Here is a 23,880-nt window from a genome sequence, read left to right on the forward strand (position 1 = left end):
TCCCCAGGAAACGCCCGTTTCCGCCACTACGACAAGCAGCCGAACGGGCACACCTATTCGGCGCCGGACCGGAAAATCGTTTCCTGCCCTTTGAGGCAGACGACGGCGTCGAAAGCGGCCGCCACGTCGACCGCGGGCGCCAGGTGCGCGTGCCGGATGCTCGTCCCCGCGGGACGGGCGACCACGCACGGCGCCTGGTCCGCGAGCACCGCCTCGACACTACCTTCCGCCGGCGCCTCCAATTCCTGCTCGAACATCCGGAACCCGAGCGGCGCGGATTCGTCGGGTACCAGGCCGGTCGTCGTGCCCGACACCGCCGTGAGCGCGAGCGCGAAGTAGCGATCGCCCAGTTCCGCGGCCAGGTGCGTGCCCGCCGACGGCGCCGTCATGCCGGGCATCGGCGAGAACGGCACGCGCTGGAGGTGTCCGTTGTGGAGCATCAGGACGATCTTCTCGCCCGGGTGGAGCCGCCGCAGCAGCCGCACGGTCGCCGCCATGTACGCGTCGCGCGACGAATTCTGCGGCTCCGGCGCCCGGCCCGCCATCAGCGCGTCCAGCTCGCGCAGGTAGAGGTCGATCCGCAAGGCACCCAAGGCGTGGTGCACGGCGGCCGCACCGTGGACCGCCACCGAGAGATGTCCATAAAGGACGGTCAACGCCGTGGTCGCCGCATCCCGCGCCTCGGCGCTCATCCCCTGGTACCGGCCAGGAGCGATCGCGCTGCTGACCGACGCGTACGGCTCGCACGCCGCCAGCGCCGCGTCCACAAGGGACACGTTGGCCGGGTCCACCCGCGTCAGGACTTCGCGGACCGCCTGCAGCGCGGGTACCGGCGAACCCGCCGAGCTCGGCACGTCCAGCCCGGCGAACCGGACACCGCGCCCGCGCAGCCAGGTCAGCATCGAATGCACCTCCGCCGAATTGCCCAGGCCGAAGGTGAAGCCGTCGCGCGCGATGTCGGCGACGTCACCCGGCCCGCCCCGCAGCCAGGTGTCGACCAGGTGCCCCTCGGGAAACCCGCCCTCGAACCCGAGGACGGTGAACCCGCGCTCCTCGACGAGGTGGCGCAGCAGGCGGTCGCGCAGCGCGCCGAACTCGCGGATGTGATGGTTGTTCTCACCGATCGCGACGACCTCGGCGTCGCCGATCAGGCCGGCGAGGGAAGCGACGGCGACGGACTCGGTTTCTGGCATACTGGGCACACTAACGCAACAGGAGTAGCAGTTGGCAACCGAGATTTCCGGCACGCGCAGACCGGGCGGCCGCACCGAGCGGACCCGCCTCGCCGCGCTGAACGCCACCCTGGAACTGCTCGGGGAGCGCGGCTACGCCGAACTGACCGTCGAGGCGGTCGCCGACCGCTCCGGGGTGCACAAGACGACGCTGTACCGCCGGTGGGAATCCGCCGAAGGCCTGGTCGCGGCCGCGCTGCTGATGGGCACCGAGCAGGAGTGGACCGCGCCGGACACCGGTTCGCTCGAGGGCGACCTGCGCGAGGTCAACCTGGAGCTCGTCCACTACTTCACCTCACCGGGCGAGCGCGAGCTGCCGACCGCGTCGATCTCGGCCGCGTTCCTCTCCGCCCGCGCCGCGGACGCCCTGCGCGAGTTCTACGTCGACCGCCACGCCCGCTCCGCGCCCATCGTCGACCGAGCCGTCGAGCGCGGCGAGGTCCCGGCGGGCACGGACCCGGTCGAGGTCGTGCGGGTGGCCTGCGGGCCGGTCTTCTACCGCCTGTTCGTCTCCCGGGAAGGCGTGACACCGAGGGACGCGGGAGTCGCGGCCGCGGCCGCCGCGGCGGCCGCGAAAGCCGGGGTGTTCACGGCAGCGGACGGCGGAACCGCACCACATCGAGGGTGACGTCGCCGAGCGTCTCGGTGGCGGTTTCGCCGTCGGCCCGCCAGCCCTGCCGGACGTAGAAGGCCTTCGCCCGTTCGTTGGTCGCCAGCACCCACAGCACGGCGTCCCCGGACAGTTCTTCGAGAACGCGGTCGTGCAGCGCCCGGCCCAGGCCGCGTCCCCAGCACCGCGGCAGCAGGTACAGCGCGTAGAGCTGCTCCGGCCCGAACGCGGCGAACCCCACGACGGCTCGCGCCTCTTCGGCGACCAGCAGCCGTCCCCCGGCGGCCAGGCGCTCCGCCCAGGTGGCGGCCTGTTCGCCGGCCGAGAGGCGCGCGAGGAAGCCGTCCGGCAGCAGGCCCGCGTACGCGGCCCGCCAGGACGCCACGTGGACCTCGCCGATCGCCGGGGTGTCGGCGGGCGTGGCCCGGCGGATCAGCTCTTCTCCAGGTACTCCGCCCGGTCGACGTCGACGACGTCGTCGACCATCTGGGCCAGCCCCCGGTACTTCTTCAGCTCCGGGTCCTTCTCGACGATCTCCTGCGCGCTCTGCCGGGACGCCGCGATGACGTCCTCGTCGCGCAGCAGCGACAGCAGCTTGAGCGTGGACCGCTTCCCCGACTGGGCCGCGCCGAGGATGTCGCCCTCCCGTCGCAGCTCCAGGTCCAGGCGGGACAGCTCGAAGCCGTCCGTGGTGGACTCGACCGCCGCCAGGCGTTCGCGCGTTGCGGTGCCGTCGAGGGTCTCGGTGACCAGGAGGCACAGGCCCGGCACGCTGCCCCGGCCGACGCGGCCGCGCAGCTGGTGCAGCTGGCTGACGCCGAAGCGGTCGGCGTCCATGATCACCATCGCGGTCGCGTTCGGCACGTTCACGCCGACCTCGATGACGGTGGTCGCCACGAGGACGTCGAGCTTGGCCGCCGAGAACGCGCGCATCACCGCGTCCTTGTCGTCCGGGGGCATCCGGCCGTGCAGCACGCCGATCTTCAGGCCCTGCAGCGGGCCGTGCTCCAGCTCGGGCGCGACCTCGAGGACCGCGAGCGGCGGCCGCTTGTCGCTCTTGTCCGACGGCGGCTCGTCGCCGATCCGCGGGCACACCACGTACGCCTGGTGCCCCTTGCCGACTTCTTCGCGCACGCGCTGCCAGATCCGCTCGAACCAGGCCGGCTTCTCCGCGACCGGCACGACCGTGGTCGCGATCGGCGAGCGCCCGACCGGCATCTCGCGCAGCGCGGACACCTCCAGGTCGCCGTACACGGTCATCGCGACCGTGCGCGGGATCGGCGTCGCCGTCATGACCAGGACGTGCGGGCTGGTGTCGCCGGCGCCGCGGGTGCGCAGCGCGTCCCGCTGCTCGACGCCGAAGCGGTGCTGTTCGTCGACGACGGCGAGGCCGAGGTCGGCGAACTCGACGTGGTCCTGGATCAGCGCGTGCGTGCCGACGACGATCCCGGCCTCGCCGCTGACGATCTCCAGCAGCGACTTCTTGCGTTCCTTCGCGCCCATCGACCCGGTGAGCAGCGTCACGCGGGTGGCGTTCTCCGCGGCACCCAGCTCGCCGGCCTGGCCGAGGTCGCCGAGCATTTCCCGCAGCGAACGCGCGTGCTGCGCGGCGAGGACCTCGGTGGGCGCCAGCATCGCCGCCTGCCGCCCGTTGTCGACGACCTGCAGCATCGCCCGCAGCGCGACGACCGTCTTGCCGGAGCCGACCTCGCCCTGCAGCAGCCGGTTCATCGGGTGTTCGGAAGCGAGGTCCGCGGCGATCTCGTCGCCGATCCCCCGCTGCCCCGCGGTCAGGTCGAACGGCAGCCGCTTGTCGAAGGCGTCCATCAGGCCGCCGCTGACGTGCGGGTTCGGCTTCGCCGGCCGGGAGATCGCCGAGTGGCGACGCTGCGCGAAGATCAGCTGGACGGCCATGGCCTCGTCCCACTTGAGCCGCTTCTTCGACGCCTCCAGGTGCGCCCAGTTCTCCGGGCGGTGGATGCCGTGCAGCGCGGTGTCGAGGTCGGACAGCTTGTGCAGCCGCCGCAGCTCGGCGGGCATCGGGTCGTCGTCGACCTCGAGGACGTCGAGGACCTGCCGGACGCACTTGGCGATCGACCACGTCGGCATGCCCTGCGCCGCCGGGTAGACCGGGATGATCGCGGCGAGGAAGTTGTCCATCGCCTCGGCTTCGTTCTCGGCGTCGAACAGCTCGTACTCGGGGTTGGTCAGCTGCAGGGTGTCGCGGAAGGCGGACACCTTGCCGGCGAAGAGGCCGGTCTTGCCGGGGACGAGGTCCTTCTCCCGCCAGGCCTGGTTGAAGAAGGCGCAGGTGAGCCGGCGTTTCCCGTCGGTGATCACCATGTCGAGGATGGTGCCGTTGCGTGCCTTCATCCGGCGCTTGCTCACCTTTTCGACGCGCGCCAGCACGGTGGCGTGCTCGCCCAGCTCGAGGCCGGCGATGTCGGTGAGCTCGCCGCGCTCGGCGTAGCGGCGCGGGTAGTGGCGCAGCAGGTCGCTGACCGTTTCGATGTCCAACGACGTGGCGAGCGCCTTCGCCGTCTTGGCGCCCAGCAGCAACGGGAGCTTGTCGCGCAGTCCGGCCATCTCGCTATTCGACTCCCATCAGCAGCACGGCGCCGGTCTGGCCGCTGGCGTAGCTGGTCAGCTCCACCTCGGGGTGCTCCACCCGCAGCTGCTCCGCGAGCTCCCCGGCGACCCCGGGCGGGGCCGCGGCACCGCTCAGCACCGTCACGAGCTCGCCGCCGAGGGCCAGCATGCGGTTCAGCACGTTCATCGCGGCGGCGACCAGGTTCGTCTCCGACGCGGGCGCCGGCTCGATCAGGACCACCTCGTCGTCGACCAGGCCCACGACGTCACCGGACTGGGCCCGGCCCACCCAGGTTAGCGACTCCTCCTGCGCGATCCGCAGTTCGCCACGCCTGGTCGCGGCGGCGGCTTCGGCCATCGCGACGACGTCGTCGTTGGTGCGGCGGCCGGCGTCGTGCACGGCGAGGGCGGCCAGCACCTGCACCGGCGACACGCAGGGGATGACCACGACGTCCCGGTCGGCGGCGATGGCGTGCCCGGCCGCGGTGTCGACCGCCGCGGTCAGCGCGACGCTGCCGGGCAGCACCGTGACGTGCTGCCCGGCGGCCTCGTTGAGCAGGCTGATCATGTCTTCGACGCTCGGCGTCTCGCCCTCGGGCACGGCGAGCACCGGGATGCTCTCGGCGCGCAGCAGCTCGGCCAGCCCGCCACCGTGGACCACGGCGACGACCGTCCGGTCGATCCCGCCGCCCGGCTCGATCGGCGTCGGCGTGAGCAGCGGCTCGACGCGGATCTTGCGCGGGCGGCCGAGAGTGAGCCCTGCCTCGATGGCGGCGCCGATGTCGGCGCAGTGGACGTGCACGGCGTGGCTGCCCGAGCCGTCGCCGGCCACGGTGACGCTGTCGCCGAGGCCGCTCAGCTCCTTGCGCAGGGTCGGCAGGCTCGCCTCGTCGACGCCGTCGAGGAGGTACATGACCTCCCAGGCGTAGGCCTCGGCGTGCGGGACGGCGTGGACTTCGAGGGCGTGGAACTGCTCGAGCGCGGTGCCGGTGAGCACCCCGACCAGCGCGTCGAGCACGGCGACGAGCCCGCGCGCGCCGGCGTCGACGACCCCGGCCCTGGCCAGCGCGGGCAGCTGCAGGGGCGTCTTCTCGAGGGCGTCCGCGGCTTCTTCCGCCGCCTTCCGCGCGACTTCGCCGAGCGAACGCGTGTCACCGCGCACGGCGAGGGCGACGGCGTGCAGGACGGTCAGGATGGTCCCGGCGACCGGGCGGCTGACGGCGCCGGTGGCGACCTCGTCGGCGTGCCCGAGCGCCTCGGCCAGCCACGCGCCGTCGAGGTCGCCGCGGGCGCTGTCGGCCAGCCCGCGCACGACCTGGGACAGGATCACGCCGGAGTTGCCCTTGGCCGAGGCGACCGCGCCGCGCGCGAGGACCTTCAGCGCTTCGGCGGCGTCTTTCGGTTGCGCCGCTTCGAGTTCCTTCGCCGCGCCGGTCATCGTGAAGAGCATGTTGGAGCCGGTGTCGGAGTCCGCGACGGGGTAGACGTTGATCTCGTCGATGGCCGGGCGCAGGCTCGCGAGACTGTGCACGCAACCCGACGCCCAGGCCGACACCGCCGCCGTGTCCAGCACCCGCACCCCGTAACCTCCTGACCGGTCTTCCGGCAGCGTATCGACCCGGTGCCGAGACCCTCGATCGCAGTAGTTACTATGGTCGAGTTGCCCAGTGCATCTGGGCTCATCTCTATGACCCAGATCCAAAGGAGTTCGACGTGGCTGCCGTGTGCGACGTCTGTGGCAAGGGACCCGGCTTCGGCAAGTCGGTCTCGCACTCCCACCGCCGTACCAACCGCCGGTGGAACCCGAACATCCAGACCGTCCACGCCAAGGTGGGTGTGTCCCAGCGCAAGCGCTTGAACGTGTGCACCTCGTGCATCAAGGCGGGCAAGGTCGTTCGCGGCTGAGGCGAGAAGTTTCGGAAATGGCGGGTGCTCCTCGGGGCACCCGCCATTTTTTTGCGCGCGGCCGGTCGTGAGTGTTCAGGAGGGTTAGAACCCTACTGAACACTCACGACCGCTCACTTGAGGAAGCCGGTCAGGAGGTCGCGCAGGGTTTCCGGGTACTGGAGGACCCCGTGGTCCTGCCCCGCCAGCGTCTCGTACCGCGCGCCGGGTACCGCCACGGCTGCCGCCTGGGCGCCGGCCTGGAGCGCCTCCGGGCTCGCTCCCCCGCCGATCACCAGGGTCGGCGCCGAAACGCGAGCCAGGTGGTCCTCACGGGGGCGGGCGCCTGGGCCGCAGATCGTCAGGTCGTACGGCAGCGTGTGCGCCAGCGCCGTGAACCAGCCCCACACCGGGGCCTGCTTCATCCCCTCGATCATCTCCGCCGGGGTGCCCGCGACCTGCAGGAACGTCGCCACCGCGCCGTCGCGGTCACCGGCCGCGAGCTGCGCCTCCACCTCACCGAGGACGTCACCTCGCGGGTGCTCCGAAGTCGCGTACGGCGGCTCGTACGCCACCACCCGGTCGATCGGCAGGCCCGCGGCCGCCGTTTCCAGGGCCAGCACCGCGCCCGACGAGTGCCCGAACACCGACGCCGAGCCGCCCACGTGGGCGATCAGCGCCGCGATGTCCTCGATCTCGCGTTCCATCGCGTACGACGGCGTGTCCCCGCTGTCGCCGCGCCCCCGCCGGTCGTAGGCGATCGTCGTGAAATCGTCGGCGAGCACCGAAGCCAGGCCCGCGACGGTCGTGCGGTCGTTGAACGCGCCGCCCACGAGGATCACCGGCGCGCCCGACCCGCGCTGCTCGAAGAAGATCGGGGTGCCGTCGGCCGAAGTGACGTTCATGCTTCCTCCAAAGGGTTCACCCCTGGTCGGAGCCGTCACGCGGATCCGGACACCCGAACCTAGGGAAGTTTCCAATCGACCGGCGCGGCGCCCTGCTGCTCCAGCATCTGGTTCGCGCGGCTGAACGGCCGCGACCCGAAGAAGCCGTTGTGCGCCGAGAGCGGGCTGGGGTGCGCCGACTCGATGCACGGCACCTCCCCCAGCATCGGGCGCAGGTTGCGCGCGTTGCGGCCCCAGAGGATCGCCACCATCGGCTCCGACCGGGCCGCGAGGGCCTTGATCGCCTGCTCGGTGACCGCTTCCCAGCCCTTGCCCTGGTGCGAGTTCGACTTCCCGGGCTGGACGGTCAGCGACCGGTTGAGCAGCAGGACGCCCTGGTCGGCCCACGGCGTCAGGTCGCCGTTGGACGGCAGCGGGTGGCCGAGGTCGTCGGCGTACTCCTTGTAGATGTTGACCAGGCTCTTCGGGATCGGCCGGACGTCCGGCGCCACCGAAAAGCTCAGGCCGACCGCGTGCCCGGGCGTCGGGTACGGGTCCTGGCCCACGATGAGCACGCGCACGTCGTGGAACGGCTGCTTGAACGCCCGCAGCACGTGTTCACCCGCCGGCAGGTACGTCCGGCCCGCGGCGATCTCCGCGCGGAGGAACTCCCCCATCGCGGCGACCTGCGGCGCCACCGGTTCCAGGGCCTCGGCCCAGCCTGCCTCGACGATGTCCTGCAGCGGTCGTGCGGTCACGGCGCGCAAGCCTACCGGGCGTGGCCGACGTCACCCGAGCGGGTCGAGCCGCCGCAGCTCGGTCCGGAACAGCTTGCCGCGTTCGACGTAGGAATCCACCACCATCGCGATGCTCTCCGGCCCGAACGACTTGTTCTCCCGGACCTTCGCCGGCACGCCCAGCGCGATTTCACCGGTCTTGACGTGGCTGCCGTACGAGAGCACGGCGCCCGCGCCGACCATGCCGCCGTCCTCGATCACCGAGCCGTTGAGCACCACCGAACCGGACGCGATCAGGCAGCCGGTGCCGATCGTCGCGCCCTCGACGTGCACCGCGTGCCCGATCGCCGACGACGGCCCGAGGATCGTCGGGTGCCGCTCGGTGCAGTGCAGGACGCAGCCGTCCTGGACGTTCGAGCGCTCGCCGAGCTCGATGTAGCCGTGGTCGCCGCGCAGCACGGTCTGCGGCCAGACGGACGCGAAAGCGCCGATCCGGACGTCGCCGATCACCGTCGCGTCCGGGTGGACGTAGGCGTCGGGGTGGATCGTCGGCTCGAGGGATCCGAGTGCGTAGATCGGCATGCCGCCTCCGGGGTGACTGCGGTTTCACGTGTTCTGCGATTGGATCACGGCATCGCCGCCAAGCCGAAAACCAGCCTGCTCGTGCTCCTCCTCGTCGTGCTGACGTGGCTGCTCAGCCTGCCCGTCGCCACGCCCGCGCTCGCGAACGGCCTGGCCGCGACGCCGCCGATGGGCTGGAACAGCTGGAACCAGGTCCGCTGCTACGACCTCACCGAGGACGTCGTCAAGCAGGCGGCGGACGCGCTGGCCGACACCGGCCTGCGGGACGCGGGTTACCAGTACGTCGTCGTCGACGACTGCTGGCAGGCCCCCGCCCGCACCGCCGACGGTTCCCTGGAGGCCGATCCGAAGCGGTTCCCGCACGGCATCGCCGAGCTGGCCGACTACGTGCATTCGCGCGGCCTGTTCTTCGGCATCTACGCCGTGCCCGGCAGCCGGACGTGCGCGATGGCCAACGACGCCTACCCCGCGACCGGCATCGGCTCGCTCGGGCACGAACGCCAGGACGCCGAGACCTTCGACCGCTGGGGCGTCGACTACCTCAAGTACGACTGGTGCAACGCCGACACCGTCGACGGCCTCGACCGGAAGACGGCGTTCGAGAAGATGCGCGACGAGCTCGCCGCGCTGCCGCGCCCGATCGTCTACGCGATCTCCGAGTACGGCGTTTCGAGCCCGTGGACCTGGGCGCGGCCGGTGGCGAACCTGTGGCGGACCACCAACGACCTGGTCGCGACCTGGGAGTCCGTGCTCGCGACGATCGACCAGCAGGCCGCCGTCGCCGTCCACAGCGGCTCCCCCGGCGGCTGGAACGACCCGGACATGCTGCAGGTGGGCAACGGCACGCTGACCGCCGACGAGTCCCGCGCGCACTTCAGCGTCTGGGCCGTGCTGAACGCGCCGCTGTTCGCCGGCACCGACCCGGCGAAGCTGGGTGACGCCGATCTCACGACACTCGCGAACCCCGAGGCGATCGCGGTCGACCAGGACTTCGCGGGCGGTCAGGGGCGCCGGCTCGACGCCGGCCCCGGCTACCAGGTGTGGGGGAAACCGCTTACCGGCGGCGGGTTCGCGGTGGTGCTGCTCAACACCGGCAGCACCACCGCGACCGTCTCCGCTTCGATCCCCGGCTCGTGGAGCGTCCGGGATCTGTGGGCGCACCGGGACGCCGGCACCGGCGTCTCGGCGACGCTGCGGCCGCACGCGGCGGCCTTCCTCAAGCTCACACCGAGGTGAGGTCCTTGCCGAAGCAGCGGCTTTCGGGCTCGTTCTTGTACACGCCGAAGTTCGGGATCCCGGCGTAGCCCGACGAGGTGTAGAGCGCGATGGCCTCGGGCTGCTTGGTCCCGGTCTCGAGGACCGCGCGCTTGCGGCCGCACAGGGCCGCCGTGCGCTCCAGCTCGGACAGGATCATCCGCGCGAACCCGCGGCCGCGGGCGGAATCGGCGACGTACATCCGCTTGAACTCGGCGTCGCCGTCCCGGAAGTCCGGCGCCGGGCCGTCGTGGGCCCGCCAAGCGCCACAGGCGACGGCTTCGTCGCCCTGGTAGCCGACGAGGAAAACGCCCTGCGGCGGGTCGAAGTCCGCCGGGCTCATCGGGGTCACGTCCTCGTCGCCGTAGCGCTCGACGTACACCTGCTGCACCGCGGCCATGAGCTTGGCCGCGTCGGGGTGGTCGTAGGGGACCGGAACGATTCTCACGACTCCCGACTTTAGTTCAGCGCCAGTGCGTCCATCCGGCTTCTCGCGCAAAAGGCTTGCCGTCCACGGTGATCCCGGAGTCCGCCATCGTGACGACGCCGATGGTGCGCCAGCCCTCGGGCAGTTCGGTGAAGGGCGGGAACGTGGCCACGAGGGCGTGATCCTCGCCACCGGTCAGCACCCAGTCCAGCGGGTCCGCGCCGAGGGCGGCGCCGACTTCGGTGAGCCGGGAAGGGACGTCGAGGTCGGCGGTGCGGACGTCGATGCCGACGCCGGAGGCCGCGCCGATGTGGCCGAGGTCGGCGAGCAGGCCGTCGGAGACGTCGATCATCGCGGTAGCCCCGGCCAGCGCGGCGCGCGGACCGGCTTCGTACGGCGGCTCCGGGCAGCGCTGGGCGTTGACGACGCCGACCGGGGACCGGAACCCGCGGCCGAGCACGGCCAGGCCGGCGGCGGCCCAGCCGAGCCGCCCGCACACCGCGAGGACGTCGCCGGGCCGGGCGCCCGAGCGCGTCACCGGTTCGCGGTCGCCGAGGTCGCCGAGGGCGGTGACGCTGATCACGAGCTGGTCGGCGCGCACCATGTCGCCGCCGGAGACGCCGACGCCGGCACGCTCGGCTTCGGTCCACATGCCGTCGGCGAGGCCGGTGACGACCTCGCGCGGGGTGTCCGGCGGGCAGGCGATCCCGACCAGGACGGTGGTCGGCGCGGCTCCCATGGCGGCGATGTCGGCCAGGTTGACCGCGACCGCCTTGCGTCCGACGTGCTCGGGCGGCGACCAGTCGAGCCGGAAGTGCACGCCCTGGACGAGCACGTCGGTGCTGGCGACCACGCGGCCGTCGGGCGCGGCCACGACAGCGGCGTCGTCACCCGGACCGAGCAACGTCCCCGGCGGCTGGCGCCGTCCTTCGGTGACGGCGCGGATGAGCGCGAACTCCCCGGTCTCGGCGACCGTTGCGTCGTTCGGTGACACCGGTCACCTCTGCTTTCTCTACCGGGACAAAGAGTCGATCACCGATAGTCGGATGCCCTATGTTTTTCGATGAGCTGGCGATACGTTCCTACCTGAGCTGACCGATCCCGACGAAAGGGCGCGCCGTGGTCCACGCATACATCCTCATCCAGACCGAGGTCGGCAAGGCGGCCGCGGTGGCGGCCGAGATCTCCAGCATCGCGGGCGTCACCAGTTCGGAGGATGTCACCGGGCCGTACGACGTCATCGTCCGCGCGGCCGCCGACAGCGTCGACCAGCTGGGCCAGCTCGTGGTCGCGAAGGTGCAGAACGTGGAAGGCATCACGCGGACCCTGACCTGCCCGGTCGTGCATCTCTGACCAATGGTGTAGTGGTCGGGTGCCCGATTCCGACACCGGAGCCCCACCCCGGGTGGTGCTCGTCACCGCGACCGCGCTCGCCGTGGCCCTCGCGGTCGCCGTCGCCGTTTTCGCACTGACCCAGCGCTCGTCCTCGGACGGCGCGGGACCGCTGCCCTTGGTCCCCGTGCCGGCGCCCTTCGCGGGCTCGCCCGGCTGCGCGACGCTGCTGAGCGCGGTGCCGACGGAACTGGCGTCCAACGGGACTTCTCTGAAGGTGCGGGCCCTGGCCGACCCGGCCCCGCCCGCGACGGTCGCCTGGGGCACCGACGACCCGCTGGTGCTGCGCTGCGGCCTGAACCGTCCCCCGGAACTGACCCCGACGGCGGCCCTGCGGCTGGTGAACAAGGTGCAGTGGCTGCAGGTACCGGGCGAAGGCGCGTCGACGTGGTACGTGGTGGACCGCGAGGTCTACGCGGCGCTGACGGTGCCCGACAGCGCCGGGACGGGCCCGTTGCAGCAGATCTCGGACACGATCGCGGCGAAGCTGCCCCCGCGGCCGCTGCGGTTCTCCTAGCGGAGCCCGGTCCCGCGGGCGACGGCGGTGTCGACGAGGGTGCTCAGCAGCGTTGCGTAGTCCACGCCGGTGACCTCCCACATCTTCGGGTAGGCGGACTTCGTCGTGAAGCCGGGCATCGTGTTGACCTCGTTGATGGTCAGCTCGCCGTCTTCGCCGACGAAGAAGTCGACGCGGGCGAGGCCCTGGCAGTCCAGCGCCTTGAAGGCTTCCACGGCCATGGCGCGGAGCTTCTCGGTGAGGGCGTCGTCGAGCTTGGCGGGGATGTCCAGTTCGGCGTCGTCCCCGAGGTACTTGGTTTCGAAGTCGTACCAAGCGTTTTCGTCTTCGGAGAGCACCCGGATCTCGGCGGGCAGTGAAGCTTCGACGCGGCCGTCCGGGAACTCGAGCACCCCGCACTCGACCTCACGCCCGACGACCGCGGCTTCGACGAGCACCTTGGGATCGGTGGCGCGGGCGAGCGCGATGGCGGCGTCGAGCTCGTCCCACGTGGTCACGCGGCTGATGCCGACGGACGACCCGGCGCGGGAGGGCTTGACGAAGACGGGCAGCCCGAGCTTGGCTCGCTCGTCGTCGTCCAAAGTGGACTGACCGCGCTTGAGCGCAACGAAGGTGCCCACCGGAAGCCCTTCGGCGGCAAGGAGTTTCTTCGCGGTTTCCTTGTCCATGGCGGCGGCACTGGCGAGAACGCCGGGCCCGACGTACGGGATGCCGGCGAGCTCGAGGAGGCCCTGGATGGTGCCGTCCTCGCCGAAGGCGCCGTGCAGCACCGGGAACACGATGTCCACCTGGGAGAGCAACTCGCTTTCCCGCCCGGCCTCGACGGCGACGAGCCCCTGGCTGGACGGATCCCCGGCGAGCACGAGCCCCTTGCCGTCGTCGACCGACGGCAGTTCCCGCCCGCGGATGGCGAGCTGCGCGGAGTCCCCGGTGCCGAGCACCCAGCGGCCTTCGCGGGTGATCCCGACCGGAACGGCCTCGAACCGCGCGGGGTCGAGGTGACCCAGGACGCTGCCGGCGGACAGGCAGGAGATGGTGTGCTCACTGCTGCGCCCGCCGAACACGACCGCCACCCGGATCTTCTCGCTCATGGTGAGCCACCGTACCCGGTGACCTCGCGGAACAGCCCAGCCCCGTGCGACGGACGGCGGCCGGGGAGCGACGAACGCAACCGGTGAGGGGCGCGGGACGTCCGGTAGGTCGAGGGATCGCTGGGCCCGCCCTGGCTTGCGTCCGCCCTGCCTGCCAGCTTGCGGCCGCGGGGGCCGGCCCGAGCGGCTCGACGCGACGACCGGCCGCGCCGGATCCGCACTCGCCCCCCTTCGCAGGACCGCCCCCGGGCAGGGCCCCGCCCTCCCTGGGGGCTCACCGCCACTCCGAGCGTATCGGCCCCCACCGACGCGAAATCCGGAAAAGCCGCCGGCACGGCACAGTTGTCCACATCACGGCCCGCTTGTGGACAACAAGTCCGACCGGCACCGCGGCCAACGTCCTGAATGACTCGTTCAAGACTCCCGACGCCAGGGGTCCCGGCAAAGTCGGAGTCGACGCGGCGGATCGTCGCATCGGCGGGCTCGCCCGAAGTCCTGAATGAGTCATTCAAGTCGCCGGATGTCCTGAATGACTCATTCAAGACATCCCGGGGTCGCTCGAGCCGGCCCGCCGATCCCGATCCGACTTTGCCGGGACCGGCAAACTCGCGTGTGCGCGATCGGCCGGACCCACCGCGATGTCATGAGACGACCCGTTCACGACGCTCGGGCCACCGATCCCCGGACGCCACCTCCCACGCACCGAGCAGCTTGCCGAAGGCGGTGTCGCGAATGACTCATTCGGGACCTCCAAAGCCGCCAATGACTCATTCGCGACCTCGCTCGAACTGCCCACCCCGCCTGCCACCGGTGAAGCGAGCCGGGACCGGAGCTCTGACCCCCGCTCAATGCAGCAAAGACACCAGCACCGGCAAAGCCGCCACCAGAGCCTCCCGCGAACAACCCGCATACCCGATCGCCACCCCGTGCGCCGACGGCTCCCCCGCGAAGTGCCGCGCCAGCCCGTCCAACCGGATCCCCCGCCGCTCGGCCGAAGCGATCACCGACGCCTCCACCGAAGCCGACGAAAACGGCACCACCAGGTGCGCCCCCGCGTCGTCCCCCCGCACCGGGATCCCCGCCGAAGCCAGCGCGCCCGCCAGCAACGTCCGCCGCTCCGCCATCTCGCGTCGCAACTTGCGCAAATGCCTGCCCAGATCCCCGTTCCGCGCGAACTCGTACAGCACCCGCTGTCCCGCCGGCGACGGGCGCGTCCCCGTCGAATCCCGATAAGCCAGCACCGCCGACGTGATCGCCTCCGGGGCCACCATCCACCCCGCGCCCAGCGTCGGCGTGAGGATCTTCGACGTCGTCCCCAGGTGCGCCACCACGTCCGGGGCCAGCGCGGCCAGCATCGGCAGGGGCGCCACGTCGAAACGCAGCTCGCCGTCGTAGTCGTCCTCGATGACCAGCATCGAATCAGCCCGCGCGCGTTCCACCAGCGACACCCGCCGCGCGGCGCTCAGGCGGCTGCCCATCGGGTACTGGTGCGCCGGCGAGCAGTACACCGCCCGCGCGCCCGCCGGGATCGCGTCCGGCCGCAGCCCCTCCAGGTCCACCGGCACACCGGCGACCCGCATGCCCGCGCGCCGGAACGCCTGCACCGCGCGCTGGTAGCCAGGCTCCTCGACGGCCACGACGTCGCCGCGTTCCAGCACCGCCGCGGCCAGTTCGACCACCGCCGCCGTGGTGCCGCCGGTCGCCAGTACCGAACCCGCCGCCAGGCCGCGGTGGCGCAGCAGGTGCTCCGACACCGCCGCGCGGTACTCCGGCAGGCCCGCGCGGTGGGCGCGGACCAGCGGGTCCGGGTCGGCCGCCGCCCGCCAGGCGCGGCGCCAGGCCGCGCGGTCCAGGCCGTCCGCCCACGGCGTGCCCGGCCCCAGGTCGAGCAGCGACGGCGCCGCGGCCTCGGGCGCCGGTACCGCGGGCGCCGGGACCTCCGACGCCGAGAACGACGGCGGCGTCGTCACGTACGTGCCGGAGCCGTGCCGCCCGGCGATCCAGCCCTCGGCGTGCAGCTGCTCGTAGGCCGCCGACGTCACCGTGCGGCTGACGCCGAGGCGGCCGGCCAGCGCCCGCGTCGACGGGAGCCGGTCGCCGCCGCGCAGGTGCCCGCTCGCGGCCGCTTCGCGCAGCGCGTCGGCGAGCTGGACCGCCAGTGGCGTCACGGCCGCGCGGTCGAGGCTGACCGGGAGCGCGGTGTCGGTGTGGGACACGGGACCTCCTCGAGTGGACTTCCCAAGTGTACGAGAAGTGGACGTTTCCCGATGCCACTGCGCCGGGAGACGCTGATCGCATGCTGTCCACCACGCCCCGCACCACGCTCGGCCGCAAGAAGCACCGCGCGGTGACCGACCGTTCGGCGTTGTACGCGGTCCTCGATGAAGGGCTGATCTGCCACCTCGGCGTCGTCCGCGACGGCGTCCCGCTGGTCCTCCCGACCGGCTACGGCCGTGACGGCGACACGCTCTACCTGCACGGTTCCACCGGCGCGGCGAGCCTCCGCACGGCGGCACAGGACCTCGAGGTGTGCGTCACGGTGACGCTCCTCGACGGGATCGTCTACTCGCGCTCGGTGAACAACCACTCGATGAACTACCGCAGCGCGGTCATCCTCGGGCCGGCGAAACCGGTCGTGGACGCCGACGCGAAGCTGCACGGCCTCAAGGTGCTCACCGACCACCTCGCCCCGGGCTCCTGGGAGCACGCGCGCGAGGTGAACGCGAAGGAGTTCGCCGCGGTGAGCGTCCTGGCCCTCGACCTCGGCGAAGCGTCGGTGAAGATGCGCGCCGAGGGACCCGGCGACGAGCCCGAGGACGTCGAGGCGGACGCCGCCTGGGCCGGGGTGCTGCCGGTCCGGACCGTCTTCGGCGCGCCCGAGCCGTCCGAAGACCTCTCCCCCCGCTGGACCACCCCGCCGCACGTCACCGGTCGTGAGTGAAAAAGAGGGTTCTAACCCTCTTTTTCACTCACGACCCGCCAGCGGGAGCCGCACGGTGAACGTGGTCCGGCCCGGGGATGACGCCACCGAGACCGTGCCGCCGTGGGCCGTCACCAGGGACTGGACCACCGACAGCCCCAGCCCGGTGCCGCCGTTGCCGCGGGTGCGGGAGTCGTCGACGCGGAAGAACCGGTCGAAGATCCGCTCCTGATCCGCGAAAGCGATCCCGGGCCCGGCGTCGGTGACCTCGGCGACGGCGGCACCATCCGAAACCGCCACCGACAGGTGCACCGCGGTACCCGGCGGGGTGTGCACGGCGGCGTTGGCCAGCAGGTTGTCGAGCACCTGCCGCAGCCGCACCGGATCCGCGGCCACGAACGCCGGCGCCAGCGACGACGTCAGCGGGTGTCCGGGCCGCCCGGCGGCGAACGCATCCGCCGCGTCGCCCGCCAGCTCGGCCAGGTCGACGCGCTCGGGCCGCAACGGCGTCTCGGCGGCTCGCGCGTCGAGGCGGGCCAGCAGCAGGAGGTCGTCGATGAGCACCGTCATCCGCGCGGTCTCCTCGCGGATCTTCGCCAGGTGGGCCTCCCGTTCCGCCGGCTCGTTCGCCGCCGCGTAGCGGAAGAGGTCGGCGTAACCGCGGATGGACGTCAGCGGCGTGCGCAGCTCGTGGGACGCGTCCGCGACGAACCGGCGCAGGCGCTCGTTCGCCTCGGTCTTCGCCGCCAGCGACGTGTCGATGTGCGCGAGCATCACGTTGAACGCCGTCCGCAGCTCGTCGACTTCGGCGCCGCCGCCGCTGCCGGAGGCCCGCACAGGCAGGTCGGGGTTCGCGGTGAGGTCGTGGGACGCGATGTCGTGCGCGGTGCCCGCCATGTCGGCCAGCGGGCGCAGGCCGCGGCGCAGGACCAGCCGCCCCACGACGACCAGGACGCCGAGGGCGAGCGAAAAGGCGGCGACCTCGACCCAGATCAGCTGCTGGACCGTCCCGTCGAGATCCTTCTGGGGCGCGGCCGAGAGCAGCACCGAGCCGTTGTCGACCGGACAGGCGCGGACCCGGTACGGCCCGTCGTCGTGCAGGTAGATGTTGCGCGTGACGTCGCCGTGCACCGCGTCGGCGGCGATCTTCGCCAGCTGCTTGGCGTCGCCCGGGAGCTTGCCGCCCGGCTCGGGCGTCGCGACACCGTCGCGCACCTTGTACAGCGCGGAATACCAGGAGTACACCGACTGCGGCGAACCGTGCGTCTCGCGCAGCTGCGGCAGCTGGGTGTTCTGGCTCTTGGTCAGCTGGTCGTCGAGCCGCCGGTCGAGGTAGCCGTGCATGATCCCGACCATCGTGACGCCGACGACCGCGAACACGGCCAGCGCGAGCGCGCCGAGCCCGAGCGTGATCCGGGTGCCCAGCCGGGTGCGCTGCCAGGCCCCGTACCACTTCGCGAGGAAGCGCTTCACCGGTTGGCCTGGCGCACGACGTACCCGACGCCGCGCACGGTGTGGATCAGCGGTTCGCCGCCGCCCGCGTCGACCTTGCGCCGCAGGTGCGAGATGACCAGTTCGACCACATTGGACCGGCCGCCGAAGTCGTATTCCCAGACGTGGTCGAGGATCTGCGCCTTGGTGAGCACCGACGGCGACCGGCGCATGAGGTAGCGCAGCAGTTCGTACTCGGTCGGGGTCAGCTCGGCCGCGCGCTCGCCGCGGCGGACCTCGCGGGTGTCCTCGTCCAGCGTGAGGTCCCCGACCCGCAGCACGGCGCCGCGCGCCGCGGCCTGGACTCCGCCGTGGCTACGGCGCAGCACCGCGCGCAGCCGCGCCATCAGCTCCTCGACGGAAAACGGTTTCACCAGGTAGTCGTCACCCCCGCGGGTGAGCCCGGCGATCCGGTCGGACGTCGCGTCCTTGGCCGTGAGGAACACCACGGGCACCGCGTTGCCGTGCTCGCGCAGGCGGTCCAGCACGGTGAAGCCGTCGAGGTCGGGCAGCATCAGGTCGAGCACGACGATGTCCGGGTCGAACGCGGCCGCCTCGGTCAGCGCGGCCTTGCCGGAGCCGGCCGTGACCGCCTGCCAGCCCTCGTACCGGGCGACGGTGGCGACGAGGTCGGCGATGTGCGGCTCGTCGTCGACGACGAGCAGGCGCACGGTCTCGGAGCTCTGCACTCCCCCATCTTCTCCCGGCGCGCGCGAAGCGGGCGAGCCGTGGCGCGGGCCGACAGGAATCCGACAGCCCGCACCCAGACTCGCCACAGGCTGCGTGGCGAGTCTGGCCTTCGTGAACCGAAACCGAAGGGGATCCGTGTGACCACCATGACGCAGACCGCCGAGGCCGCGCGCCCGGCGATCCGCCCCCGGATCGCCGCGAAATCCGGCCTCTTCACCTTCCTGGGCGCCAACGTGGCGGCCGTCACCGCGCTGTTCGCGCAGGCCGGCCTGTCGCAGAACGTGCTGATCAGCATCGGGCGGCTGGCCGGCATGTACGGCGCGCTCGCCATGGCGTTCCAGCTGCTGCTCGTGGCCCGGCTGCCGTGGCTGGACCGGCGGATCGGGATGGACCGGCTCACCACCTGGCACCGCTGGACCGGCTTCACGATCCTGTGGACCCTGCTCGCGCACCTGGTGTTCATCGCCTTCGGCTACGCGGAGGTGACGAGCAAGGGCGTCGTCGACGAGCTGGTCGAGATGGCGAACACCCTCGAAGGCATCCTGCGCGCGCTGGTCGCGTTCGCGGTGATCCTGATCGTGGGCGCCGCTTCGGCGAAGTTCGCGCGCAAGCGGCTGGCCTACGAGACGTGGCACTTCATCCACCTCTACACCTACGCCGCCATCGTGCTGGCGTTCACCCACCAGATCGCGCTCGGGACGTCGTTCGCGAGCGCGCCGACGGCGAAGGCGTACTGGTGGACGATGTGGCTGGGCGCCGGTGCGGCCGTGCTCGCCGGCCGCGTCGTGCTCCCGCTGTGGCGCAACGTGCGTCACCAGCTGCGCGTCACCGCGGTCGTTTCCGAGGCCCCGGACGTCGTTTCCGTGTACATGACCGGCAAGCACCTCGACAAGATGCCGGCGCGGGCGGGCCAGTTCTTCCTGTGGCGGTTCCTCACGAAGGACCGCTGGTGGCAGGCCAACCCGTTCTCGCTGTCCGCCGCGCCCGACGGCCGCACGCTGCGGCTGACCGCGAAGGCGCTCGGCGACGCCAGCGCGTCGCTGCGGAACCTGCGGGTCGGGACGCGCGTGTTCGCCGAAGGCCCGTACGGCGCCTTCACGACCATCCACCAGCGACGGCCGAACGCGCTGCTCGTGGCGGGCGGGGTCGGCATCACGCCGATCCGCGCGCTGCTGGAGGACATCGACGGGCACGTCGTCGTGCTGTACCGGGTGCGCTCGCAGGCCGACGCGGTGCTCCTGCCGGAGCTGAACGGGCTGGCCAAGGCCCGCGGCGCCGACATCAGCGTCCTCACCGGACCGGACCAGGCGGTCGGCCCGCGCGGGGCGATGCTCGGACCGGCGAACCTGCACATGATGGTGCCGGACGTGCACGACCGGGACGTGTTCGTCTGCGGCCCGCCGGGGATGACGTCGGCCGTGCTGCGCAGCCTGCGCGAGCTGAAGGTGCCGAAGACCCAGGTCCACGCCGAACGCTTCAGCCTCGCGGCCTAGGGGGAGTTCCACCGTGAAGAAGACCATTTTCGTCGTCGCGCTCTCGATCGCCGGGTTCATCGCGGTCTGGCGGTTCGAGCCGGGGCCGGTGCACAACACCGCCGCCGTCGCGCAGGCGCCGCCCAGCGCCGGCGCGACGGCCACCCCGGCGGCGCCGTCGACCGCACCCTCCACTTCGGACAGTCCGGACGCGACGGTGACCACGCAGGGTTCGGCGGAGTCCAGCAAGTACGGCGTCGTGCAGGTCCAGGTGACCTTCACCGGTTCGCGGCTCACCGCGATCACCCTGCTGCAGGCGCCGAACGAAGGCCGCGCGCTCACCGCGTTGCCGCGGCTGCAGGAAGAAGCGATGCAGGCGCAGAGCGCGGACATCGACACGATCACCGGCGCGACCGAGACCAGCGAGTCGTACAAGACGTCGCTGCAGGCCGCGATCGACGCGCGGGGGAACCGATGAGCACCCGCGTCGAGCAGATCATGGGCCTGCCGATCTCCCTCGACCTGCGAGACGATGACGACTTCACCGAGGTCGTCGACGACGTCTTCGCCTGGTTCCACGACGTCGACGCGCGGTTCAGCCCGTTCAGGGAGGACAGCGAGGTCAGCCGGTACGACCGCGGCGAACTCGCGGCCGCCGGCCTGAGCGACGACCTCCTGGAGGTGCTGGAGCTCTGCGCGTACTACGAGCAGCTCTCCGGCGGCGCATTCCGGGCGCGGCTGCCCGGGCGCGGCCTCGACCCGTGCGCGGTGGTGAAGGGCTGGGCGGTGCAGCGCGCCGCCGACATGCTGAAGGCCGAGGGCGCGACGACGTTCTGCCTCAACGCGGGCGGCGACGTCGTCACCGCGGGCGAGCCGGAGCCCGGCCGCCCGTGGCGGGTCGGCGTCCGCCACCCCGAGCAGCCGCTGGCGGTGTGCGCGGTGCTGGAGTCGCGCAACGGCGCGATCGCGACGTCGGCGGCGTACGAGCGCGGCTCGCACATCCTCGACGGCCGCTCCGGCACCCCCGCGACGGGACTGATGAGCGTCACGGTCGTGGCCGGGGACCTGGTCACGGCGGACGCGCTCGCCACGGCGGCGTTCGCGATGGGCGAGGAGGGCATCACGTGGGCGGCCGACCGGCCGGACTGCGAGATCCTCATCGTCGACGACAGCCGCCGCGTGCACCGGACGGCGGGGCTGGCGCTGGCTTCCTGAAATCGGCTCGCCCCGGCGCTTCGGCTGAGCCAGACTCGGCGGCACCCGTCTGCCGAGGAGTGCCATGCCTTCGTCCGTCCTGCACGTGTCCGTCGACTGCGCCGACCCGTACCAGCTGTGCCAGTTCTGGAGCGAAGTCACCGGGAAGCCGGTCCCCGAGGAGGACCAGCCCGGGGACGACGAATGCGGCATCGAGCTCGAGGGCGGCATCGACCTGCTGTTCCTGCGGGTGCCCGAGCCGAAGACGGTGAAGAACCGGCTCCACGTCTGCCTGCAGCCGGACATCGCCCGCGACGACGAGGTCGAGCGCATCCTCGGCCTGGGCGCGACGCTGGTGAACGACCTCCGCAAGCCCGACGGCACCGGCTGGGCGGTGCTGGCGGACCCCGAAGGCAACGAGTTCTGCGTGCTGCGCAGCGCGGCCGAACGCGCGGCGACGTCGTGACGGACTCGTTCGCCGTCAACAAGGCCAACTGGGACGAACGCGCGGCGCTGCACGCGGCTTCGCCGGACTACAACTTCGCGGACTTCGCCGCGGATCCCGGTTACCTGAGCGGCGTCGTGCGGTTCGACCGGCCACGCCTGGGCGACCTCACCGGGCTGCGCGCGGTGCACCTCCAGTGCCACATCGGCACCGACACGGTGTCGCTTTCGCGGCTGGGCGCTTCGATGACGGGCCTGGACTTCTCGGGCGCGGCACTGGCGGAAGCACGGAAGCTCGCCGCGGCGGCGGGCGCGTCGATCGACTTCCACGAGGCCGACGTCCACGACGCCGTCGAAGTGCTGGGCGCCGGCGCGTTCGACCTCGTCTACACCGGGATCGGGGCGCTGTGCTGGCTGCCTTCGGCCGCGCGCTGGGCGGCGGTGGTCGCGGGCCTGCTGCGCCCGGGCGGGCGGCTGTTCATCCGCGAAGGCCATCCGATGCTGTGGTCGCTCGATGAGACGACCGACCCGGCGGCGCCGCGGTACCCGTACTTCGAGCACGCCGAGCCGCTGGTGTTCGACGAGCCCGAGACCTACGTCGCCACCGACCGGCCGCTGACCAACAGCGTGACCCACTCGTGGAACCACTCGCTCGGCGAGATCATCACCGCGCTGCTGGACAACGGGCTCACGCTGACGGCGTTCACCGAGCACGACAGCGTGCCGTGGAACGCGATCCCCGGCCAGATGACGCACGACGAAGCCGCCGACGAATGGCGGATGAAGGACACGCCGTCGCGGGTCGCGGCGAGCTACACGCTCCAGGCGGTCAAGAACGGCTGAATAGGGTGGGCCGCATGCCCTTGATCGCGGTCGCCACCCTCGGCGGGACCATCTCGATGGCGCCGGTCCCCGGAACCGGCGCCGTGCCCCGGCTCGGCGCGGCCGAGCTGATCGGCGCGCTCGGCGACCTGCCGATGGACGTCCTCGCGGAAAGCCTCGCGGGGATCGGCAGCGCGTCGCTGGACTTCGCGACGCTGCTGCGGTGCCGCGACTGGGGCCTGCGGCAAGAGGCCGACGGGTTCGTCGTCGTGCAGGGCACCGACACCCTCGAGGAGACCGCGTACTTCCTCGACCTGTGCTGGCCGTCGGAGATCCCGGTGGTCGTCACCGGCGCGATGCGCCACGCGGGCCTGCTCAGCCCGGACGGCCCGGCGAACCTGCGGGGTGCCCTGACGGTGGCGGCCGCTCCCCGCAGCCGCGGCCGGGGCGCGCTGGTGACGCTGAACGACGACGTCCACGCGGCGCGGTGGGTGCGGAAGGGGCATTCGAACCACCTGGACGCGTTCACGTCGGCGCCCGCGGGGCCGCTGGGCATGGTCGTGGAGCACGCGGTGCACTGGTTCCACCCGTCGCCGCCGCGGCCGTCCGTGCTCACCGGCGAGGACTTCGGCGGGCTGGTCCCGGTGGTCGAAGCGGGTCTCGACGACTCGGGCGCGGTGCTGGCCCACGTGGCCACGCAACCCGGCGTCCGCGGGATCGTGCTGGCGGCGACGGGCGTGGGCCACGTGTCTTCGGGCACCGCCGACGTGGTGTCGCGGCTGGTGGGTTCGCTGCCGGTGGTGGTCGCTTCGCGGACCGGCGCGGGCCCGACGCTGCGTTCGACGTACGGCTTCCACGGTTCGGAGTCGAGCCTGATCGCGATGGGCGCGACGATGGCGGGCTGGCTGGACGCGCGCAAGTCCCGGATCCTGCTGCACGCGCTGCTGGCGTCCGGCGCCGACCGGGAAGGGATCGAGCGCGAGTTCCGCCTGCGCGGCGACCTGGACTGACGCGGGTCAAGCGCCCCAATGTGGCGTTCGGTGCGTCCAGCGCACCCAATGTGGCGTTCGGTGCGTCTGACGCACCCAATGCCACATTGGGGCGCTTGGGTCAGTCCAGGACCGGGCCGCCGAGGGGGTCGAGGTGGTACGGGCGCATCGCGCGGCCCGCGTCGCGGTAGACGTGGACCGACACCGCCGGGTCCGGGCCGTCGTTGCGCACCTCGTGCACGTAGCCCGGGCCGAACACGCGCGACTGCCCCACCGCGAGAGCGTGCAGCTCGGTGACCGCGCGCCCGCCCGGGGCCCGGCGCGCCACCGCCTCCGTCAGGTGCCCGCTGACCACGGTGAACGCGCCGCTGGCGAACGCGTGGTCGTGCAGGTCGGTGCGCTGGCCGGGCAGCCAGCTCATCAGCCACACCTCCTGCCGCTCGTCCTTCTCGACGAGCGCGGCGAAGCGCTGCTCGGGGTCGTAGCGCAGGAGGTGCTTCCAGCGGTCGCGATCGGTGGCGACCTCGAGCGCGACGCGCACCGGGTGGCGCAGCGCGGGGTTTTCGGGACGCAGCAGGGTGTTGTCCGGAACGGCGAACATGGGGGTCCTCACGGAAGAAAAGGGTGTCGAGCTGGGCCGGGGCTGGGGTTCACCGACA

Annotated in this window: 26 protein-coding genes; 12 read left to right on the forward strand and 14 right to left on the reverse strand. The window is 72.1% G+C overall.

The window, feature by feature from the left end; all coding sequences use genetic code 11:
• Nucleotides 1–53: 53 nt before the first annotated feature.
• Nucleotides 54–1,193 carry an erythromycin esterase family protein gene (locus tag SD460_RS41100; protein WP_290060148.1) on the reverse strand — a complete coding sequence of 380 codons (1,140 nt, stop codon included), beginning with the start codon at nucleotides 1,191–1,193 and terminating at the stop codon, nucleotides 54–56.
• Between the two features lie 31 nt (nucleotides 1,194–1,224).
• Between SD460_RS41100 and SD460_RS41105 the strand changes: the two genes are divergently transcribed.
• Nucleotides 1,225–1,860 carry a TetR/AcrR family transcriptional regulator gene (locus SD460_RS41105; RefSeq protein ID WP_318307566.1) on the forward strand — a complete coding sequence of 212 codons (636 nt, stop codon included), beginning with the start codon at nucleotides 1,225–1,227 and terminating at the stop codon, nucleotides 1,858–1,860.
• Here the strand turns inward: SD460_RS41105 and SD460_RS41110 are convergent.
• The 3 genes from SD460_RS41110 to SD460_RS41120 are packed head-to-tail and all read right to left on the reverse strand — an operon-like array spanning nucleotide 1,820 to nucleotide 6,010.
• On the reverse strand, nucleotides 1,820–2,227 hold the full coding sequence (locus SD460_RS41110) for a GNAT family N-acetyltransferase (RefSeq protein WP_290060161.1): 408 nt from the start codon (nucleotides 2,225–2,227) through the stop codon (nucleotides 1,820–1,822). The genes SD460_RS41105 and SD460_RS41110 overlap by 41 nt on opposite strands.
• Nucleotides 2,228–2,274: 47 nt before the next feature.
• Entirely contained in the window at nucleotides 2,275–4,428 is a 2,154-nt protein-coding gene (gene recG, locus SD460_RS41115; protein WP_318307567.1) for an ATP-dependent DNA helicase RecG, read from the reverse strand.
• Nucleotides 4,429–4,432: 4 nt separating this feature from the next.
• Nucleotides 4,433–6,010 carry a DAK2 domain-containing protein gene (locus SD460_RS41120; RefSeq protein ID WP_290060151.1) on the reverse strand — a complete coding sequence of 526 codons (1,578 nt, stop codon included), beginning with the start codon at nucleotides 6,008–6,010 and terminating at the stop codon, nucleotides 4,433–4,435.
• Nucleotides 6,011–6,144: 134 nt separating this feature from the next.
• Here SD460_RS41120 and rpmB point away from each other — a divergent pair, with 134 nt between their 5' ends.
• The gene (rpmB, locus tag SD460_RS41125) at nucleotides 6,145–6,336 is read left to right on the forward strand and encodes a 50S ribosomal protein L28 (protein ID WP_003091970.1); all 192 of its coding nucleotides are present in this window, start codon (nucleotides 6,145–6,147) and stop codon (nucleotides 6,334–6,336) included.
• 113 nt (nucleotides 6,337–6,449) lie between these two features.
• On the opposite strand, the gene SD460_RS41130 is transcribed toward rpmB, so the two are convergent.
• From SD460_RS41130 to SD460_RS41140, 3 genes are read right to left on the reverse strand one after another with little or no spacing between them, the layout of a single operon-like run.
• The gene (locus tag SD460_RS41130; protein WP_290060152.1) at nucleotides 6,450–7,220 is read right to left on the reverse strand and encodes an alpha/beta fold hydrolase; all 771 of its coding nucleotides are present in this window, start codon (nucleotides 7,218–7,220) and stop codon (nucleotides 6,450–6,452) included.
• A gap of 59 nt (nucleotides 7,221–7,279) precedes the next feature.
• On the reverse strand, nucleotides 7,280–7,957 hold the full coding sequence (locus tag SD460_RS41135) for a uracil-DNA glycosylase (protein WP_290060153.1): 678 nt from the start codon (nucleotides 7,955–7,957) through the stop codon (nucleotides 7,280–7,282).
• A gap of 30 nt (nucleotides 7,958–7,987) precedes the next feature.
• The gene (locus tag SD460_RS41140; RefSeq protein ID WP_290060154.1) at nucleotides 7,988–8,518 is read right to left on the reverse strand and encodes a gamma carbonic anhydrase family protein; all 531 of its coding nucleotides are present in this window, start codon (nucleotides 8,516–8,518) and stop codon (nucleotides 7,988–7,990) included.
• Between the two features lie 39 nt (nucleotides 8,519–8,557).
• Here SD460_RS41140 and SD460_RS41145 point away from each other — a divergent pair, with 39 nt between their 5' ends.
• Nucleotides 8,558–9,754 carry a glycoside hydrolase family 27 protein gene (locus tag SD460_RS41145; RefSeq protein ID WP_318307568.1) on the forward strand — a complete coding sequence of 399 codons (1,197 nt, stop codon included), beginning with the start codon at nucleotides 8,558–8,560 and terminating at the stop codon, nucleotides 9,752–9,754.
• Here the strand turns inward: SD460_RS41145 and SD460_RS41150 are convergent.
• Nucleotides 9,741–10,220 carry a GNAT family N-acetyltransferase gene (locus SD460_RS41150; RefSeq protein WP_290060156.1) on the reverse strand — a complete coding sequence of 160 codons (480 nt, stop codon included), beginning with the start codon at nucleotides 10,218–10,220 and terminating at the stop codon, nucleotides 9,741–9,743. The two genes, SD460_RS41145 and SD460_RS41150, sit on opposite strands and share 14 nt — an antisense overlap.
• A 16-nt stretch (nucleotides 10,221–10,236) precedes the next feature.
• Nucleotides 10,237–11,193, reverse strand: a complete 957-nt coding sequence (locus SD460_RS41155) for a thiamine-phosphate kinase (RefSeq protein ID WP_290060157.1) — start codon at nucleotides 11,191–11,193, stop codon at nucleotides 10,237–10,239.
• A 125-nt stretch (nucleotides 11,194–11,318) separates the two neighbouring features.
• Between SD460_RS41155 and SD460_RS41160 the strand changes: the two genes are divergently transcribed.
• Complete coding sequence (locus tag SD460_RS41160) at nucleotides 11,319–11,552, forward strand: Lrp/AsnC ligand binding domain-containing protein (RefSeq protein WP_155545137.1); 234 nt, start codon at nucleotides 11,319–11,321, stop codon at nucleotides 11,550–11,552.
• Nucleotides 11,553–11,571: 19 nt separating this feature from the next.
• Nucleotides 11,572–12,108, forward strand: coding sequence for a DUF3515 domain-containing protein (locus SD460_RS41165; protein ID WP_290060158.1), 537 nt, complete (start codon nucleotides 11,572–11,574; stop codon nucleotides 12,106–12,108).
• Here SD460_RS41165 and SD460_RS41170 read toward each other — a convergent pair.
• Both SD460_RS41170 and pdxR read right to left on the reverse strand, forming a co-directional pair.
• Nucleotides 12,105–13,199 (reverse strand): D-alanine--D-alanine ligase family protein, encoded by a 1,095-nt coding sequence (locus SD460_RS41170; protein ID WP_290060159.1) that lies wholly within the window; start codon nucleotides 13,197–13,199, stop codon nucleotides 12,105–12,107. The genes SD460_RS41165 and SD460_RS41170 overlap by 4 nt on opposite strands.
• 845 nt (nucleotides 13,200–14,044) lie before the next feature.
• On the reverse strand, nucleotides 14,045–15,415 hold the full coding sequence (pdxR, locus tag SD460_RS41175; protein ID WP_318307569.1) for a MocR-like pyridoxine biosynthesis transcription factor PdxR: 1,371 nt from the start codon (nucleotides 15,413–15,415) through the stop codon (nucleotides 14,045–14,047).
• A gap of 80 nt (nucleotides 15,416–15,495) precedes the next feature.
• Between pdxR and SD460_RS41180 the strand changes: the two genes are divergently transcribed.
• Nucleotides 15,496–16,140 (forward strand): pyridoxamine 5'-phosphate oxidase family protein, encoded by a 645-nt coding sequence (locus SD460_RS41180; RefSeq protein WP_290062190.1) that lies wholly within the window; start codon nucleotides 15,496–15,498, stop codon nucleotides 16,138–16,140.
• Nucleotides 16,141–16,164: 24 nt separating this feature from the next.
• On the opposite strand, the gene SD460_RS41185 is transcribed toward SD460_RS41180, so the two are convergent.
• Both SD460_RS41185 and SD460_RS41190 read right to left on the reverse strand, forming a co-directional pair.
• Nucleotides 16,165–17,592, reverse strand: coding sequence for a sensor histidine kinase (locus SD460_RS41185; RefSeq protein WP_290062191.1), 1,428 nt, complete (start codon nucleotides 17,590–17,592; stop codon nucleotides 16,165–16,167).
• Entirely contained in the window at nucleotides 17,589–18,299 is a 711-nt protein-coding gene (locus tag SD460_RS41190) for a response regulator transcription factor (RefSeq protein WP_290062192.1), read from the reverse strand. Before SD460_RS41190 ends, SD460_RS41185 begins: the two co-directional genes overlap by 4 nt.
• 147 nt (nucleotides 18,300–18,446) lie before the next feature.
• Between SD460_RS41190 and SD460_RS41195 the strand changes: the two genes are divergently transcribed.
• The 6 genes from SD460_RS41195 (at nucleotide 18,447) to SD460_RS41220 (ending at nucleotide 23,242) form a co-directional block, all read left to right on the forward strand.
• Nucleotides 18,447–19,793, forward strand: coding sequence for a ferredoxin reductase family protein (locus SD460_RS41195; RefSeq protein ID WP_290062200.1), 1,347 nt, complete (start codon nucleotides 18,447–18,449; stop codon nucleotides 19,791–19,793).
• 13 nt (nucleotides 19,794–19,806) lie between these two features.
• Nucleotides 19,807–20,250 carry an FMN-binding protein gene (locus SD460_RS41200; protein WP_290062193.1) on the forward strand — a complete coding sequence of 148 codons (444 nt, stop codon included), beginning with the start codon at nucleotides 19,807–19,809 and terminating at the stop codon, nucleotides 20,248–20,250.
• A complete protein-coding gene (locus SD460_RS41205; RefSeq protein WP_290062195.1) occupies nucleotides 20,247–20,987 on the forward strand; it encodes an FAD:protein FMN transferase in 741 nt (246 codons plus the stop codon). The genes SD460_RS41200 and SD460_RS41205 overlap by 4 nt, the downstream gene beginning before the upstream one ends.
• Before the next feature lie 64 nt (nucleotides 20,988–21,051).
• Nucleotides 21,052–21,432: a VOC family protein gene (locus SD460_RS41210; protein ID WP_290062197.1), complete on the forward strand. Its 381-nt coding sequence runs from the start codon at nucleotides 21,052–21,054 to the stop codon at nucleotides 21,430–21,432.
• Nucleotides 21,429–22,253, forward strand: coding sequence for a class I SAM-dependent methyltransferase (locus SD460_RS41215; protein WP_290062198.1), 825 nt, complete (start codon nucleotides 21,429–21,431; stop codon nucleotides 22,251–22,253). Before SD460_RS41210 ends, SD460_RS41215 begins: the two co-directional genes overlap by 4 nt.
• 14 nt (nucleotides 22,254–22,267) lie before the next feature.
• Nucleotides 22,268–23,242, forward strand: a complete 975-nt coding sequence (locus SD460_RS41220) for an asparaginase (RefSeq protein ID WP_318307570.1) — start codon at nucleotides 22,268–22,270, stop codon at nucleotides 23,240–23,242.
• A 100-nt stretch (nucleotides 23,243–23,342) separates the two neighbouring features.
• Here the strand turns inward: SD460_RS41220 and SD460_RS41225 are convergent, their stop codons facing one another.
• On the reverse strand, nucleotides 23,343–23,822 hold the full coding sequence (locus SD460_RS41225) for a cysteine dioxygenase (RefSeq protein WP_290063037.1): 480 nt from the start codon (nucleotides 23,820–23,822) through the stop codon (nucleotides 23,343–23,345).
• Nucleotides 23,823–23,880 lie beyond the last annotated feature (58 nt).

Source organism: Amycolatopsis solani (assembly GCF_033441515.1).
GTDB classification, from domain to species: Bacteria; Actinomycetota; Actinomycetes; order Mycobacteriales; family Pseudonocardiaceae; genus Amycolatopsis; species Amycolatopsis solani.